Below are 16,200 nucleotides of genomic sequence, written 5' to 3'. Positions count from 1 at the left end.
TGGACGACATGTCCACGAACTCCACCGACACCAGCACCACCGCGCCCGCCGACGAGGCCGAGGCCGACCGCAACGCCAACCGGTCCACCACCCCCGGGTCGGAGGGGTTCAAGGAGTACATCGGCTCGGGCTGGGCCGAGCGCACCGAGGTGGCGCCGCCGCTGCGCGAGCCGGCCGCCTACGCCGCCCGCCGCCGCGCGCGCGTGTCGGCCGCGCACCCGGGCCAGCGCCTGGTCATCCCCGCGGGCGACATGAAGCAGCGCTCGAACGACACCGACTACCCGTTCCGCGCGCACTCGGCGTTCGCGCACCTCACCGGCTGGGGCTCCGACTCCGAGCCGGGCGCGGTGCTCGTGCTCGAGCCCACCGACGACGGGCACGACGCGACCGTCTACTTCCGCGAGCGCGCCGGGCGCGACTCGAGCGAGTTCTACGACAACCCCGCCATCGGCGAGTTCTGGATCGGCCCGCGCCCGTCGCTCGCGCACGTGGCCGCCGACCTCGGCGTGGCCACGCGCGGCCTCGGCGACTTCGACGACGTCGTCGCGGGCGTGGACACCGACACCGTCGTGATCCGCGAGGCCGACGCCGCCGTGACCGAGCGCATCGACCACGCCCGCATCCGCTACGCCGCCGAGCGGGCCGTCAGCCACAACGCCGCCGACGCGCCGTTCAGCCTCGAGGTCGGGCACGAGCACGAGCCGGATGCCGCGCTGGCGCGCACCTGCTCCGAGCTGCGCCTCGTGAAGGACGACTACGAGGTCGAGCAGATGCGCCTGGCGGTCGCGGCGACCCGCGACGGCTTCGACGACGTGCTCGCGGCGCTCCCCCGCGCCTCGGCCGTGCAGCGCGGCGAGCGGGTCATCGAGGGCGCGTTCCAGGCGCGCGCGCGGCTCGACGGCAACGATGTCGGCTACGGCTCGATCGCGGCCGCCGGCCCGCACGCGACGATCCTGCACTGGACCCGCAACGACGGCCCCGTCGCGCCCGGCGACCTCGTGCTGCTCGACGCGGGCGTCGAGCTCGACAGCTACTACACCGCCGACATCACGCGCACCTTCCCGGTGAGCGGCACGTTCACCGAGGTGCAGCGCCGGGTCTACGAGGCCGTGCGCGAGGCGGCCGACGCGGCGTTCGCCGTCGCGAGGCCCGGGGCGATCTTCCGCGAGGTGCACGAGGCCGCCATGGAGGTCATCGCCCGCCGCACGGCCGAGTGGGGCCTGCTGCCGGTCTCGGCCGAGGAGTCGCTGCAGCCCGACAACCAGTTCCACCGCCGCTACATGGTGCACGGCACGAGCCACCACCTCGGCATGGACGTGCACGACTGCGCGCAGGCCCGCCGCGAGCTCTACAAGGACGGCGTGCTCGAGGAGGGCATGGTCTTCACGATCGAGCCGGGCCTGTACTTCCAGCCCGACGACCTGACGGTGCCCGAGGAGTACCGCGGCATCGGCGTGCGCATCGAGGACGACGTGCTCGTCACGGCCGACGGCGTCGAGAACCTGTCGGCGGCGTTCCCGCGCACGGCCGACGAGGTCGAGGCCTGGGTGCGCGAGGTCGCGGCGCGCGGCTGAGCGTCACGGCGGGCTCGGTCGGGCGGATGCCGCCGGGCGGGCGCACCTGCTCGGCGGCGTGCGGTTCGGGTCAGCCCTCCGCGGGCCGTGCGGCGGCCTGCCGCTGCGCGCGGCGCTCGCGCCACCAGGCGAGCACCCGGTCGATGATGCGCTTGACCCAGACCGCGATGCGCTTGGCCCAGGCGAACTCGGTGCCGAGGATGGCGAAGCCGAGGAAGAACACGAGCGTGCCCGGCCCGGGCAACGGCATCAGGATGAGGCCCGCGACGATCACGATCGCGCCGAGCACGCCGACCGCGAACCGGTAGGCGAAGCGCAGCCGCGGGTGCCGCTCGATCCAGGCGCGCGCACGGCGCAGCAGCCGGCGGATCGGTCGGTCGGGGTCCTCTCCGGCCGCGATCTCGCGACGCAGTTCGAGCTCGGTGACCATGCCGTGGATGCTACGCAGCGGTGCTGGGAACGGGCTGCGTGAGGCTCAGGCCCGACCGTCGCGGGCCGCCGGCTCGTCCGACCCCTCGGCCCCGGTCGCGTCGGTCGCGTCCGCTCCCGGCGCGGTCTCGTCCTCCGGCTCGGCGAGCTCGCCGTACTGCGGCCGCGGTCGGGGCGCGCGTTCACCGGGCTCGGACGCCTCGCGCGCGGTCGTCGCCTGCTCGTAGGTGCGCGGGGCCGAGGTGGGCGCGGCGGGCGACGGCGCCGGCGAGGCATCCGTGCCCAGGAGCTCCCGCGCCCGCGCGCCGAGGCCCGGCTCGACGATGAGCGCGTAGCGGCCGGCCGCAACCTGCATGACCGACGTGAAGTCGCGGCGCCGGCGGTTGATCGTGTACGTCACGAGGCCGAACAGCATGCCGAACCCGGCACCCAGCAGCAGCGCGGCGAACAGCACGCCGAACGCCTGGTCGTTCGGGGTGACGATGAAGAACAGCAGGCCGAGGAACATGCCGAACCAGAGGCCGGACAGCGCGCCGGCGCCCGCCGCGCGCCCGTAGCTCATGCGGCCGGTCACGCGCTCGATGCTCGTGAGGTCGGTGCCGACGATGGAGAGCTGCTTGACCGGGAAGTCGGCGCGGGCGAGCGTGTCGACGGCCGCCTGCGCCTCCGCGTAGGTCTCGAAGCTCGCCGCCTCGTCGCCCTTGGGCACCGTGGGGAACTTCGTGCCGCGGCCGCCCAGCATCCTCGGATTCGTCACGCGCCCATTCTCCCATGCGCTCCCCGGGCGCGGCCCGGGGGTACATTCGAGGGGTGAGCGCCTCGAGAGTCTTCGTCGCCCGCCTGGCCGGCTGCGCCGTCTTCGACCCCGCCGGCGACCGCGTCGGCAAGCTGCGCGACGTGCTGGTCGTGTACCGCAAGGACGACCCTCCGCGCGTCGTCGGCCTCATCGTCGAGATCCCCGGCAAGCGCCGGGTGTTCGTCTCGATCGGCCGGGTCACGAGCATCTCCGGCTCGCAGATCATCACGACCGGAATGGTCAACATGCGCCGCTTCGAGCAGCGCGGCGGCGAGGTGCGCCTGATCGCGGAGATGTTCGGGCGCCAGGTCGACTTCGACGACGGCTCGGGCGACGCGACCATCGAGGACGTCGCGATCGAGGAGCGCGACCAGGGCGAGTGGGACGTCTCGCAGCTGCTCGTGCGCCGGCGCAAGACGAGCGCGTCGCCGTTCGCGCGCGGCGCGACGGCGTTCGTCGGCTGGGGCGAGGTGAGCGAGCGCGCAGGCGCGGGCCAGCAGCAGTCGGCCGAGCACCTCATCGCCGCCTACTCCGAGCTGAAGCCCGCCGACCTCGCCACCACCATGCTCGAGCTCCCGGCGGAACGGCGGCGCGAGGTCGCGGCCGAGTTGCCCGACGGCCGTCTGGCCGACGCGCTCGAGGAGATGCCCGAGTCCGACCAGGTCGAGCTGCTCGCGACCCTCGGCGACGAGCGCGCGGCCGACGTGCTCGACCACATGCAGCCCGACGACGCCGCCGACCTCATCGCCCAGCTCCCCCTCGAGCGCGGCGAGCAGCTCCTCGACCTGATGGAGCCCGAGGAGGCCGACGACGTGCGGTTCCTCCTGAAGTACGAGGCCGACACCGCCGGCGGCCTCATGACCACCGAGCCGATCATCGTCTCGGCCGATGCGACCGTGGCGGAGGGGCTCGCGCTGATCCGCCGGCACGAGCTGCCGCCCGCGCTCGGCGCGGCGGTCTGCGTCACGATGCCGCCGCACGAGCCGCCCACGGGGCGCTTCCTCGGCATGGTGCACTTCCAGCGCATGCTGCGCTACCCCCCGAACGAACGGCTCGGCACGCTCATCGACCAGGGCCTCGAGCCCGTGAGCGGCGACACCTCGGCCGCCGAGGTCAGCCGCATCCTCGCCAGCTACGACCTCGTGTCGGTGCCGGTGGTCGACGAGCGGAACCGGCTGCTCGGCGTGGTCACGATCGACGACGTGCTCGACTACCTGCTGCCCGACGACTGGCGCTCCCAGCCCGACGAGGACGACGAGGTGCGCCGGCGCGCCGCCGCCCGGGAGCAGCTGCTGACCGGCAGCATCCCGTTGCAGACCGGGCGACGCTCGCGGAGGAGGGGCGCCGATGGCACGCGCTGACCGCCAGGGTTCGCGCGGCGACCAGTCCCGCAGCGCGCCCGGCCGCGACCGCGACCGGTTCGGCCGGTTCACCGAGGTCGTCGCCCGCGGCATGGGCACGCCCTGGTTCCTGCTCGGCCTGACCCTGTTCGTGCTGCTCTGGATGAGCTGGAACACGTTCGCGCCCGCGAGCCTCCAGTTCGACCGGGCCGACTACGGCTTCATCGCGCTGACCCTCGTGCTCTCGCTGCAGGCCTCGTACGCCGCCCCGCTCATCCTGCTCGCGCAGAACCGGCAGGACGACCGCGACCGCGTGCAGATCGAGCAGGACCGCCAGCGCGCCGAGCGCAACCTCGCCGACACCGAGTACCTCGCGCGCGAGGTCGTCGCGCTGCGCCTGGCGATGAGCGACATGGCGTCCAAGGAGTTCATCCGCTCCGAGCTGCGCGCGCTGCTCGACGAGCTCGACGCGCGCGACGACGCCGGCGAGGGTGAGAATGCCACCGCCTGAGGCGACGGGTGCGACGGTCGTCGAGCGCGTGCGGCGCGCGCTCGACGGGGTGCTCGACCCCGAGATCCGCCGGCCCGTCACCGAGCTCGACATGATCGGCGAGGTCGCCGAGACCGGTGACGGCGTGCACGTCGGGGTGAAGCTCACGATCGTCGGATGCCCCGCCGCGGACCGCATCGAGCGCGACGTGCGCACCGCGGCCGAGTCGGTCGTCGGCGAGGGCAACGCCGGCGTGACCCTCTCGGTCATGACGCCCGACGAGCGGCGCGCACTCACCGAGAAGCTGCAGGCGGGTCGGCCGAAGCGCGGCATCCCGTTCGACGCCGACTCGCTCACCCGCGTCTACGCGGTGACGAGCGGCAAGGGCGGCGTCGGCAAGTCGACCGTGACGGCGAACCTCGCGGTCGCCCTCGCCCGGCGCGGCCTCGCCGTGGGCGTGCTCGACGCCGACGTGCACGGCTTCTCCATCCCCGGCGTGCTCGGCATGGCCGACGACGAGGGGCGCGCGCCGCGGCCGACGCGGGTCGACGAGATGATCCTGCCGCCGGTCGCGCACGACGTGAAGGTCGTCTCGATCGGCATGTTCGTCGACGACCCGCAGGCGGCCGTCGCGTGGCGCGGCCCGATGCTGCACCGCACGATCCAGCAGTTCCTCACCGACGTCTACTGGGGCGACCTCGACGTGCTGCTGCTCGACCTCCCGCCGGGCACCGGAGACGTGGCCATCTCGGTCGGGCAGCTGCTCCCCCACGCCGACGTGCTCGTCGTGACGACCCCGCAGCCCGCCGCCGCGGACGTCGCCGAGCGCAGCGGCACGGTCGCACGGCAGACCGGCCAGCACGTGTACGGCGTGATCGAGAACATGGCGGGCCTGGCCCAGCCCGACGGCACCGTGCTGCGCGTCTTCGGCGAGGGCGGCGGCGAGGAGGTCGCCGCCAGGCTCTCCCGCGGGCAGGACGAGCCCGTGCCGCTGCTCGCCTCGGTACCGCTGTCGATCGCGCTCCGCGAGGGCGGCGACGAGGGCGTGCCGGTCGTGGTCGGCCACCCCGCGGACCCCGCCGCGCAGGCCATCGACCGGGTCGCCGAGGCGCTCGCGACGCGCCCGCGATCGCTCCAGGGGCGGTCGCTCGGGGTCCGGGTGCGGTGACGCGCGCGGGCGTCGCGCTCGGGGCATCCGCCCTGCTGCTCGCGTGCGCCGGCTGCACCGCCGGCGACGGGTTCTCCGAGCCGCCGCCCGGCCTCGGGGTGACCGTGTTCCAGCACCGGCTCGACTACGCGCCGCGCGTGCTGGAGGTGCGGCTCGAGAACGGCGCCGGCACGACGCTCGACGTGACGAGCGTCGCGTTCCGCTCGGGCCGCTTCGACGGCGCGGCGGTCGACCCCGACGGCGTCACGCTCACGCCGGGCCGCGCGGTCGCGCTGCGCATCCCGCTGCCCGCGTCCCTCTGCGACGCCTCCGACCCGGATCCGGCGGTCGTCGACGTGACCTGGGCGGCCGCGGACGGCAGCCGCACCGCGCGGCTGCCCGCCGTCGACGAGCAGGGCGTGCTCGATCGCATCAACGACGAGGACTGCCTGGCCGCCGCGGTGGACGCCGTCGCGCGGCTCTCGATGCCCGAGCGGCTGCGCACGGAGGGCTCGGGCGCCGCGCGGCGCGCGTGGGTCGACGTGTCGGTCGAGCCCGCCGGTGGCGAGCGGATGCTGCGCATCGACGGCGTGCGCCCGACGACGCTGCTCGATGGCCCCGCCGGCACCGGCTGGCCACTGGGCCTCGAGGTGCGCGCCGACGACGCGCCCTCGACGATCCCGCTCGAGATCGTGCCCGCGCGCTGCGACCCGCACGCGATCGCCGAGGACAAGCGCGGCACGATCCTGCCGTTCGAGGTCGCCGTGGGCGACCGCTCGGGCGATCTCGACCTGGTGCCGGGCGACGACCTCCGGGGCGAGATCTACGCGTTCGTCGCCGAGCGCTGCGAGCTGCCCACCGGGTGACGCTCCCGCGCTCCCCGCGGGAGCGCCGGCGGCATCAGACCGGCTCGACCAAGCGGCCGAGCAGCTCGACGAGCAGGCGCTCGGAGAGCGGCGCGGGCAGCACCTCGACCAGCGCGAGCACGGGTGCGAGCGACTCGGGCACCGCGGGGCCGTCGGCCGCGAGCAGGCCCAGCCCGCCGAGCAGCCCGGCCGCGGTGTCGGAGTCGACGCCGCCCGCGAGCGCGCCGAGCGCCGCGGCGCCGCCGAGGCCGTCGAGCAGTGCCGTGCCGTCGAGCCCGGGCTCGCCGCGCACGTCGTCGGCGGCCGCCGCGAGGTCGGGCAGCAGGCCGTCGAGCGTCGACTCGGTCACGGGCGTGACCGTGAGGTGCGTGGTGCGCGGCAGCACGGTGCCGTCGGCCTGGCGGTGCGCGGGCTGGAGCTGCAGCTGCCAGCCGCGGGCGCGCACGGCGTCGGCCCAGCGGTGCGGGTCGACCCGGCGCTCCGCCGGCGCGTCCTCGTCGGTCGCGACCGCGAGCAGCGGTCCGGTCGGCTCGCCGACGACGCGCAGCCCCTCGATCGCCGTCACGGCGTCGACGAGCGCGGCCGTCGCACGCGCGGTCTTGCCGACGAGCTCCGTGAAGCCGCCGGTGCCGAGCACCTGCACGATCGCCCACGCGCCCGCGAGCGGGCCGGCCGGCTTCGAGCCGAGCAGCGTCGGGTTGACGACCGGGTAGCCCGACCACTCGGTCGTGGCGAAGTACTGGTTGCGCTGCCGGTCGCGGCCGCGCTGCAGCAGCACGCTCGCGCCCTTCGGCGAGTAGCCGTACTTGTGCAGGTCGGCCGACAGGCTCGTCACGCCGGGTACGCGGAAGTCCCACGGCGCGACCTCGGTCGGCCAGAACGCGAGGGCGAAGCCGCCGATGCACGCGTCGACGTGCAGGTCGACGCCCTGCGCGAGCGCGGCATCCGCCACCTCGACGACCGGGTCGAGCGTCGCGAACGGGTACGACGGCGCGCTCACCACGACGAGCGCGACGTCGGGGCCGAGCCGGTCGATCATGGCGGATGCCTCGGGCCCGCCGGTCGCGGGGTCCACCGGCACGATGTCGAGCTCGAGCCCGAGCAGGTGCGCGCCCTTGCGGAACGCGGCGTGCACGGTGCCCGGCGCCACGAGTCGCGGCGTGCCCTCGCCGCCGCGGGCGCGCCAGGCGTCGCGCGCGGTCTTCACCGCGAGGATGCAGCTCTCGGTGCCGCCGGAGGTGACTGAGCCGACCACGTCGTCGCCGCCGTGGAACGCCTCGCGGGCGAATCCGACGAGCTCGCGCTCCATGACCGCGACCGAGCCGAAGGTGGTCGGGTCGAGGCCGTTCACGGGCTGCACGGCGCGGGCCGCGCGTGCGGCCAGCTCGTCGAGGTCGGGCCGACCGGAGTCGTAGACGTACGAGAGCACTCGTCCGCCGTGGGTGGGCGCGTCGGCGGCGCGCAGCGCGTCCAGCCGGTCGAGCACCTCGAGTGCGTCGGGGGCGAGTTCGGTCACCGCGGGGTCTCCTCCTGCGCCTGGACGGCGCGGTCGATGTCGGTGCGACGCAGCCGGTAGCGGCCGAGCGTCACGAGGCTGATGAGGGCGAGCGCGGCCGGCACGACGCTGAACGCGATCGCGATGCCGGCGACGGCCGCGGAGGACTGGGCGACGACCTCGGAGCCGACCGACTCCGCGTAGCCCGTGACGGCGAGCACGACGGCGAGCGCGCTCGCACCGAGCGCCATGCCGGCGGTCTCGCCCGCGGTCCACACGCCGCCGAAGCTGCCCGCGCTGCCCTCGCCGTGCGTGGCCGCGTCGACCGAGACGACGTCGGGCAGCATCGCCATGGGCAGCGACTGCATGCCCGCGTAGGCGGCGCCGGCGAGCGCGACGGGCAGGTAGACCCACGCGCCCGGTGCGAACAACAGCGGGGTGAGGCCGAGGGTCGCGACCGCGAACAGGACGCTGGCCCACAGGAAGGCGCGCTCCTTGCCCACACGGCGCGACACCGCGCCCCAGGCCGGGGCCATCAGGATGGCGGGGCCGATGAGGGCGAGGAAGAGGAAGGTCAGCGCGTCGTCGGAGTGCAGCACCCAGACGGCCACGTAGTTCGCGGCGGCGAGCATGAGGCCGGTCGCGAGGGCCTGCAGCACGAACGTCGACAGGAGCGCCCGGAACGGCGCGCTCCGGCGGAGCACGAGCACGCCGGCCGCGTACTGCTCGCGGATGCCGCGCCAGGCCGAGCCGCGCTGCGTCGCCGGGGCGGCATCCGTCGCGGGCACCGCGCCCTTGGGCGCCGTGAAGCTCGCGATGAGCAGGCCCGCGCCGATCACGAGACCCGCGACGAGGGCCATCACGAGGTAGCCGGTGTACTCGTCGGGACCGGCACGGCGCAGTGCCGGAGCGCCCGCCCCGAACAGCAGGATCGCGACGCTCAGCACCACCACGCGCCATGTCAGAAGCCGGGTGCGGGCGTCGTAGCCCGTCGTGATCTCGGCCGGCAGCGCGATGTAGGGCACCTGGAAGAGCGAGAACGCCGTCGCGGTGAGCGTGAACGCGACGAGCACCCAGGCCGCGGCCCAGCCGGGCGCGAGCCCCTCGGGCACGGCGAAGGTCAGCAGGAAGCACACCGGCAGCGCGATCGCGCCGAGCAGCATCGGACCGCGCCGGCTGCCCGTGCGCGCGAGGGCGCGGTCGCTGCGGTACCCGATGACCGGGTCGATGATCACGTCCCAGATCTTCGCGACGGTGACGATGACGCCGGCCAGCAGCGCGGTTACCCCGAGGGTGTCGGTGAGGTAGTAGACGAGCACCAGGCCGGGGAGCGTGCCGAAGCCACCGGTGCCGATGGATCCGACCGCGTAGCGGGCGATCGTCGACCGGCCCAGCGGGCGTTCCGTCGCAGTCATGACGGGCAGCATAACCGCTCCGCGGCGAAGTGGGTCATTTGACCTAGACTGTCCACATGTCAGCCCCGGTCGCCGTCTCGCACGCCCCCGCCGCACCGCCCCGGAGCACCGGAGGACCGGACCCCCAGTGGGTGGCCGAACTGCACGATGACATCACGGCGACCGGCGGCGACACGCGCACGGTGCTCGCACCCGCGACCGGCGAGCCGCTGCACGAGCTGCCCCTCAGCACCCCGGGCGACGTCGCCGACGCATTCGCCCGCGCCCGTCTCGCGCAGGTGGCCTGGGCCCGCGCGGGGTTCGCGCACCGGCGGAGGGTGCTGCTCCGCGCGCACGACCTCATCGTGGCCCGGCGCGAGCAGCTCATCGACCTCGTGCAGCTCGAGACCGGCAAGACCCGCGGGCAGGCGTTCGAGGAGGTCTACCAGTCGGCGGCCTCGGCACGCTACAACGCGCTCGCCGCGCGCGGCGTGCTCCGCAGCCGGCGCGTGCACAGCGGCGCGCCGACGGTCATCGAGGCGCGCGTGCGGCACCGCCCCCGGGGCGTCGCCGGCGTGATCACGCCCTGGAACTTCCCCCTCTCGCTCGCCGGCATGGACGTCTTCTCGGCGCTCGCCGCCGGCTGCGGCGTCGTGCAGAAGGCCGACGAGCAGGCGGCGCTCAACATCCTCGAGCTGCGCCGCGCGGCCATCGACGCCGGGCTGCCGGGCGACCTCTGGGCCGTCGTCACCGGTGACGGGGCCACCATCGGCGAGGCCGTCACCGACCACGCCGACGTGATCGCGTTCACCGGCTCCACCGCGACGGGGCGCCGCATTGCGCGGAAGGCGGCCGAACGGCTCGTGCCCGCGTCGCTCGAGCTCGGCGGCAAGAACCCCATGATCGTGCTCGACGACGTCGACCCCGGGAAGGCCGCACGTCAGGCCGCGTACGCGTGCTACGCCTCGATGGGCCAGCTCTGCGTCTCCCCCGAGCGCATCTACGTGACGCGCGGCGTCGCCGACGCGTTCACCCGTGCGTTCGTGCGCGTGATCGGGTCGATGACGATCGACCCCGCCCCGGGTTCGGCGGGCGACGTCGGCACGCTCACCGGGCAGGCGCAGCTCGACCGCGTGCGCGCGCACCTCGACGACGCGACCGCGAAGGGCGCGACCGTGCTCGCCGGCGGCGCGCACCGGCCCGACATCGGCCCGTACGCGTTCGAGCCGACGCTGCTCGCCGACGTCTCCCCCGACATGCACTGCTTCGCCGAGGAGACCTTCGGCGCGATCGTCTCGCTCTACGTCGTCGACGACGAGGAGGAGGCGGTGCTCGCCGCCAACGCGAGCGACTACGGCCTGAACGCGGTCGTGCTGAGCGGCTCGGTCGCCCGCGCCCGCCGGGTCGCCGCCGCGCTCGAGACCGGCTCGGTGAACATCAACGAGGGCTACCGCGGCAGCTTCGGCTCGATCGCGGCCCCGATGGGCGGCTCGAAGCAGTCGGGCCTCGGTCGCCGGAACGGGCCCGACGGGCTGAAGCGCTACGTCGAATCGGTCACGGTGGCGTCGGCGACCGGCCTCATCCAGGCGCCGACCTCGGCACGGGAGTGGCGGATGCTCGAGCAGCCGATGCTGCTCCTGCTGCGCGCGCAGCGCGTGCTCCGGCGTCGCTGACCCGGGGCATCCGCTCGGATCACCGGGTCGGTGCGCCAGACGGACGTGCCGGTCAGGTCGCCTCGGCGTCGAACGGCGCCGCCTCGCCGACCGCGGCCGTCTGCGGGGCGCGCTTGAACGGCGACGACGCGGCTCCGACCGGGGCTCCATCGCCGTTCTTCGCGGCCGCGGCCGCGGTCGCGGCCGCAGCGGCCGTCACGGCCTCGGACTTGGGCTTCGGCTTCGGATCGGCGAACGGGTCGACATCGCTCAGCGCGTCGCGCACGATGCGCCGCGGGTCGTACTGGCGCGGGTCGAGCTTGCGCCAGTCGACCTCGTCGAACTCGTCGCCCATCTCCTCCTTCATGCGCGACTTGGCACCGTTGGCCATGTCGCGCAGCGAGCGCACGAACTGGGCGAGCTTCTGCGTGTAGATCGGCAGCTTGTCGGGCCCGAGCAGGAACACGGCGATGACCCCGATGATGAGGAGTTTCTCGAAGGTCAGCCCGAACACCCCTCCAGACTACTGCCCGGCGAGGCGGCCGACGAACGGCTCGGGAGAGTCGTACGCTGGACGCCGACGAGTACCGGGAGCAACACGTGTCCGACCATGACCTGAACTGGAAGTTCGCCGACGAGACCGTCGTCGAACCCGAGGCGATCGCCCGCGTGCGGCTGCAGTCGCTCGAGCTGGGCATCGACCCCGTCTCGCCCGCGGTCGGCGCGCAGCTGTCGGTGCTCACGGGCGTCGGCCGGGCCAGCTCGATCATCGAGATCGGCACGGGTGTCGGCGTCTCCGGGCTCTGGCTCCTGGCGGGCAACCGCCACGCGCACCTCACGTCGATCGACAGCGAGGCCGAGTACCACCAGCATGCGCGCGAGAACTTCGCCGACGCGGGCATCGCCCCCACCCGCACCCGGTTCATCGCCGGCCGCGCGGGCGAGGTGCTGCCGCGCATGAACGAGAACTCCTACGACATCGTGCTGGTCGACGCCGACCCCGAGTCGGCGATCGAGTACGTCGAGCACGCGCTCCGGCTCGCCCTGCCGGGCGGCGCGGTGCTCGTGGCGCGCGCGCTCTGGAAGGGCCGCGTCGCCGATCCGGCCAGGCGCGACCCCGTGGCATCCGGGTTCCGCACCCTCATCTCCGAGCTCGCGGGCTCGAACGCCGTGGCCACGAGCCTCTCCCCCGCCGGCGAGGGGCTGCTGCAGATCGTCAAGCTCGGCGCGTGACCGCGGCGGCCGGCCGGCCGCGGACATGCGAAGGGCCCGCGCACCTGGCGCGGGCCCTCACGAGACGATGGTCAGCCGGCGTCGACAACGCCGCCGAGCACGTCGTGCAGCTCCTTGGCTTCCGCATCGTTGACCGAGACGACGAGACGGCCGCCACCCTCGAGCGGAACCCGCACGATGATGAGACGACCCTCCTTCACAGCCTCCATAGGCCCGTCACCGGTCCGTGGCTTCATGGCCGCCATTGAGCTCCCCTTTCGTGGCCTGACGCGTTCCATTATCCGGCATCAGGACGGACGGTGGAAATCGGCTGGGGATCGATCACGCCGCGCGGGGCCCCCGGAGGAGCGCCTGCGGCACGGGTCACGGCGGGGTCCAGTCGGCCCCGTCGATGCCCCAGCAGATGAGCAGCCAGCCCCACTGCAGCGCGAGGAAGACGACGACCACCGACACGCGGTAGACGCGCGAGCGCGGCAGCGCGACGGCCCCCAGCAGCGGGAACATCGGCGCGAGCAGGCGGAAGACGCTCGACTGCGGGAAGAACACCGCGAGCAGGTACAGGCCGTAGCTCAGCACCCAGAGCCGCAGGTCGACGCCGATGCGCCGCACCGCCGGGGAGACGAGCACCAGTGCGAACGCCGCGATGAGCCCCAGCACGACGATGGTGCCGAGCGGCTGCCCGAGCCACCAGTCGCCCGACTGGAACCACGCCGTGAACGGCACGAGCTCGACGTAGCCGATGTACGGCGCCCGCCAGGCCAGCTCGGTGTCGAAGTACGCGCCCGGCAGCCCCGTGACGATCCAGGCGACGACCGGCCACGCGAGGCCGACGAGCCCGGTGTAGACGGCGGCGGATGCCGCGAGCACGCGGTCCACGAGCGGGAACGCCTCGGTGCGCCGCGTGCGGAAGCGCAGCAGCCAGTGGAGCACGAGCGCGAGCGACAGCGCGAGCGCCCCGGGCCGCGTGAACGCCATCACCGTCACGACCGGGAACAGCCACTCGTAGCGCCGGTCGACGAGCAGCAGCAGCGCCGTGTTCAGCAGCAGCAGGAACAGCGCCTCCGCGTACCCGAAGCCGAAGACGACCGACACCGGGGCCACGCAGTACAGCACGACCGCGAACATCGCCCGGTCCGGCTCGAGGAAGCGGCTCATCAGCCGGTGGAACACGAGCGCCGACCCGAGCCCCGCCGCGAGCGACACGAGCACCGCCGAGACGTCCCAGCCCAGCGTCGTGACGGTCATGACCAGCCGCACGACCACGGGGTAGACCGGCATGAACGCCCACGCGTTCTCGCCCACGTGGCCCTGCTCGTCGACCGGCAGCTCCGACGGGTAGCCCGAGAACGCGACGTAGGCGAACCATCGCGCGTCCCAGATGTTCGCGTACTCCCAGTAGCCCGGCGACGCTCCCGTCCACGGGTTCGCCTGCTGCACGCTCGCCAGCACGAGCACCATCGCGGTGCTCGCGGCGCGCGCCAGCCCGTAGGCGACGATGACCTGCAGCCACCACGGGGCGGATGCCGCGAGCCGGCGCGCGCGCCCCGCCCGGGCGCCCCGCGCGGCGCGATCGTCGACGGCGCCCGCCGCGCCGGCGCCGCCGTCAGTCACCGTTCAGCCAGGCGCGGAGGGCGCGGTCGCAGTCGCGGATCTGGTGCAGCGGCACCCGCTCGTCGTCGGCGTGGGCCTTGAGCGGGTCGCCCGGGCCGAAGTTCACCGCGGGGATGCCCATCGCGCTGAACCGGGCGACGTCGGTCCAGCCGTACTTCGGCTTCGCCTCGGCGCCGACCGCGGCCACGAACTCCTGCGCGAGCGCGGCGTCGAGCCCCGGTCGGGCGCCCTCGGCGCGGTCGACCACGGTGAGCTCGTACTCGCCGAACAGCTCGCGCACGTGCGCGATCGCCTCGTCGGCGGTCTTGCTGGGCGCGAACCGGTAGTTCACCGCCAGCGTCGCCTCGTCGGGGATCACGTTGCCCGCGACGCCGCCGGAGACGCCCACGGCGTTGAGCCCCTCGCGGTACGCGAGCCCGTCGACCTCGACGGTCTGCGCCTCGTACGCGGCGAGGCGCTCGAGCGCCGGCGCGAGCCTGTGGATCGCGTTCTCGCCCACCCAGCTGCGCGCGGAGTGGGCCCGCAGGCCGCGCGCGCGCAGTTCGACGCGCACGTTCCCGTTGCATCCGCCCTCGACCGCGCCGTTGCTCGGTTCGCCGAGAATAGCGAAGTCCCCCGCGAAGAGCTCGGGCCGGTGCGCGGCCAGCCGGCCGAGGCCGTTCAGGTCGGCCGCGACCTCCTCGTGGTCGTACCACATCCAGGTCACGTCGACCGCGGGAGCGACCAGCTCGAGCGCGAGCTTCAGCTGCACCGCGACGCCCGCCTTCATGTCGACCGTGCCCCGCCCCCACAAGTACTCCACGCCGTCGATCGTCTCGAACCGGGTCGGCAGGTTGCGGTTGATCGGCACGGTGTCGATGTGGCCGGCGATCACGACCCTGCGCGCGCGGCCCAGGTCCGTGCGTGCGACGACCGCGTCGCCGTCGCGCAGCACCTCGAGGTGCGCGGCCGGCGCGAGCGCGCGCTCGATCAGGTCGGCGAGCGTCGCCTCGTCGCCGGAGACCGACGGCACGTCGCAGATCGCGCGCGTGATCTCGACCGGGTCGGCGGTGAGGTCGAGGGCCGGGGCTGGGGCGTCCGAGGCGGTCATCCGGCCAGTCTACGAAAGGGCGGGCCGGGGCGCGGCCGCTACGCTTGCCGTATGCCCGACACCGCATCCGACACGTCGTCCGCCCGCTCCGCCTGGGGCCACGGCATCGCCTCGATCGCGACCGACGGCACCGTGCTCGACACCTGGTTCCCCTCGCCCGCGCTCGGTGCGCCGCCCGCCGACCACCACGTCGTGCCGAGCGCCCTCGAGGCCGCCGTGCACGACGACGAGCGCCGCGGCGTCACCCAGCGGCTCGTGACCGAGCACATCGACCTCGACGCGCCGCCGGCGTCGACGAGCGACGCGTACCTGCGCCTGCAGCTGCTCTCGCACCTGGTGGCCGCGCCGAACACGCTGAACCTCGACGGCGTCTTCGGGTTCCTGCCCAACGTCGTCTGGACCAACGCGGGCCCGGTGCATCCGGCCGACTTCGACCGGCTGCGCCCGGTGCTGCGGCGCCACGGCATCCAGGCGACCGGGCTCGACAAGTTCCCGCGCCTGCTCGACTACGTCACGCCCGAGCGCGTGCGCATCGCCGACGCCGGCCGCGTGCGCCTGGGCGCGCACCTCGCCCCGGGCACGACCGTGATGCACGAGGGGTTCGTGAACTTCAACGCCGGCACGCTCGGCACCTCGATGGTCGAGGGCCGCATCTCGCAGGGCGTCGTGGTGGGCGACGGCTCCGACATCGGCGGCGGCGCGTCGATCATGGGCACCCTCTCGGGCGGTGGCACGCAGCGGGTCTCGATCGGCGAGCGCGCGCTGCTCGGCGCGAACTCCGGCATCGGCATCTCGATCGGCGACGACACCGTCGTCGAGGCCGGCCTGTACGTGACCGCGGGCACGAAGGTCGTCGTGGTCGACGGCCCCCGCAGCGCCGACGGCGGCCTCACCACGGTCAAGGCGGTCGAGCTCTCCGGCACGCCGAACCTGCTGTTCCGCCGCAACTCGCTCACGGGCGCGGTCGAGGTGCTCTCGCGCAGCGGCGATGGCGTCGCACTCAACGCGCAGTTGCACGCCTGACCGCCGCGAGCCGTCGCTCGGGCGATAGTGTGGCCCCACGCGGCCCGTCGTGCGGCGGCG

At 74.2% G+C, this 16,200-nt stretch carries 16 protein-coding genes; 8 read left to right on the top strand and 8 right to left on the bottom strand.

All coding sequences use genetic code 11. From position 1 onward, the window contains the following. Positions 1-8 precede the first annotated feature (8 nt). On the top strand, positions 9-1,574 hold the full coding sequence (locus tag QMG39_RS13400) for an aminopeptidase P family protein (RefSeq protein WP_281885806.1): 1,566 nt from the start codon (positions 9-11) through the stop codon (positions 1,572-1,574). A gap of 70 nt (positions 1,575-1,644) precedes the next feature. On the opposite strand, the gene QMG39_RS13395 is transcribed toward QMG39_RS13400, so the two are convergent. Together QMG39_RS13395 and QMG39_RS13390 are read right to left on the bottom strand one after the other, a co-directional pair. After that, positions 1,645-2,004, bottom strand: a complete 360-nt coding sequence (locus QMG39_RS13395) for a TIGR02611 family protein (protein WP_281885804.1) — start codon at positions 2,002-2,004, stop codon at positions 1,645-1,647. A gap of 45 nt (positions 2,005-2,049) precedes the next feature. Then, the gene (locus QMG39_RS13390; protein ID WP_281885802.1) at positions 2,050-2,760 is read right to left on the bottom strand and encodes a general stress protein; all 711 of its coding nucleotides are present in this window, start codon (positions 2,758-2,760) and stop codon (positions 2,050-2,052) included. A gap of 53 nt (positions 2,761-2,813) precedes the next feature. On the opposite strand from QMG39_RS13390, the gene QMG39_RS13385 reads away from it, so the two are divergent. From QMG39_RS13385 to QMG39_RS13370, 4 genes are read left to right on the top strand one after another with little or no spacing between them, the layout of a single operon-like run. Next, positions 2,814-4,160, top strand: a complete 1,347-nt coding sequence (locus tag QMG39_RS13385; protein WP_281885800.1) for a magnesium transporter MgtE N-terminal domain-containing protein — start codon at positions 2,814-2,816, stop codon at positions 4,158-4,160. Further along, on the top strand, positions 4,147-4,650 hold the full coding sequence (locus tag QMG39_RS13380; RefSeq protein ID WP_281885798.1) for a DUF1003 domain-containing protein: 504 nt from the start codon (positions 4,147-4,149) through the stop codon (positions 4,648-4,650). Before QMG39_RS13385 ends, QMG39_RS13380 begins: the two co-directional genes overlap by 14 nt. Next, complete coding sequence (locus QMG39_RS13375) at positions 4,637-5,797, top strand: Mrp/NBP35 family ATP-binding protein (RefSeq protein WP_281885796.1); 1,161 nt, start codon at positions 4,637-4,639, stop codon at positions 5,795-5,797. The genes QMG39_RS13380 and QMG39_RS13375 overlap by 14 nt, the downstream gene beginning before the upstream one ends. After that, on the top strand, positions 5,794-6,642 hold the full coding sequence (locus QMG39_RS13370) for a hypothetical protein (RefSeq protein WP_281885794.1): 849 nt from the start codon (positions 5,794-5,796) through the stop codon (positions 6,640-6,642). Before QMG39_RS13375 ends, QMG39_RS13370 begins: the two co-directional genes overlap by 4 nt. A gap of 34 nt (positions 6,643-6,676) precedes the next feature. On the opposite strand, the gene QMG39_RS13365 is transcribed toward QMG39_RS13370, so the two are convergent. Together QMG39_RS13365 and QMG39_RS13360 are read right to left on the bottom strand one after the other, a co-directional pair. Continuing rightward, the gene (locus QMG39_RS13365) at positions 6,677-8,158 is read right to left on the bottom strand and encodes a pyridoxal phosphate-dependent decarboxylase family protein (protein ID WP_281885792.1); all 1,482 of its coding nucleotides are present in this window, start codon (positions 8,156-8,158) and stop codon (positions 6,677-6,679) included. Next, the gene (locus tag QMG39_RS13360; protein WP_281885790.1) at positions 8,155-9,552 is read right to left on the bottom strand and encodes an MFS transporter; all 1,398 of its coding nucleotides are present in this window, start codon (positions 9,550-9,552) and stop codon (positions 8,155-8,157) included. Before QMG39_RS13360 ends, QMG39_RS13365 begins: the two co-directional genes overlap by 4 nt. A 56-nt stretch (positions 9,553-9,608) precedes the next feature. On the opposite strand from QMG39_RS13360, the gene QMG39_RS13355 reads away from it, so the two are divergent. After that, the gene (locus QMG39_RS13355) at positions 9,609-11,204 is read left to right on the top strand and encodes a succinic semialdehyde dehydrogenase (RefSeq protein ID WP_281885788.1); all 1,596 of its coding nucleotides are present in this window, start codon (positions 9,609-9,611) and stop codon (positions 11,202-11,204) included. A 52-nt stretch (positions 11,205-11,256) separates the two neighbouring features. On the opposite strand, the gene QMG39_RS13350 is transcribed toward QMG39_RS13355, so the two are convergent. After that, positions 11,257-11,697 (bottom strand): twin-arginine translocase TatA/TatE family subunit, encoded by a 441-nt coding sequence (locus QMG39_RS13350; RefSeq protein ID WP_281885786.1) that lies wholly within the window; start codon positions 11,695-11,697, stop codon positions 11,257-11,259. Positions 11,698-11,783: 86 nt separating this feature from the next. Here QMG39_RS13350 and QMG39_RS13345 point away from each other — a divergent pair, with 86 nt between their 5' ends. Beyond that, entirely contained in the window at positions 11,784-12,416 is a 633-nt protein-coding gene (locus QMG39_RS13345) for an O-methyltransferase (protein ID WP_281885784.1), read from the top strand. A 71-nt stretch (positions 12,417-12,487) separates the two neighbouring features. Here the strand turns inward: QMG39_RS13345 and QMG39_RS13340 are convergent, their stop codons facing one another. From QMG39_RS13340 to dapE, 3 genes are all read right to left on the bottom strand, one after another. Then, positions 12,488-12,661, bottom strand: a complete 174-nt coding sequence (locus QMG39_RS13340; protein WP_281885782.1) for a DUF3117 domain-containing protein — start codon at positions 12,659-12,661, stop codon at positions 12,488-12,490. 118 nt (positions 12,662-12,779) lie between these two features. Next, on the bottom strand, positions 12,780-14,027 hold the full coding sequence (locus QMG39_RS13335; RefSeq protein ID WP_281885780.1) for a hypothetical protein: 1,248 nt from the start codon (positions 14,025-14,027) through the stop codon (positions 12,780-12,782). Continuing rightward, the gene (dapE, locus tag QMG39_RS13330) at positions 14,020-15,117 is read right to left on the bottom strand and encodes a succinyl-diaminopimelate desuccinylase (RefSeq protein ID WP_281885778.1); all 1,098 of its coding nucleotides are present in this window, start codon (positions 15,115-15,117) and stop codon (positions 14,020-14,022) included. The genes QMG39_RS13335 and dapE overlap by 8 nt, the downstream gene beginning before the upstream one ends. A gap of 51 nt (positions 15,118-15,168) precedes the next feature. On the opposite strand from dapE, the gene dapD reads away from it, so the two are divergent. Then, complete coding sequence (gene dapD, locus QMG39_RS13325; RefSeq protein WP_281885776.1) at positions 15,169-16,140, top strand: 2,3,4,5-tetrahydropyridine-2,6-dicarboxylate N-succinyltransferase; 972 nt, start codon at positions 15,169-15,171, stop codon at positions 16,138-16,140. The last annotated feature ends 60 nt before the right edge of the window (positions 16,141-16,200 follow it).

This window comes from Agromyces rhizosphaerae (genome assembly GCF_027925245.1).
Taxonomy (GTDB): domain Bacteria; phylum Actinomycetota; class Actinomycetes; order Actinomycetales; family Microbacteriaceae; genus Agromyces; species Agromyces rhizosphaerae.
The sequence above is the reverse complement of the archived record's forward strand: the minus strand, read 5'-3'. Positions and strand labels throughout refer to the sequence as shown.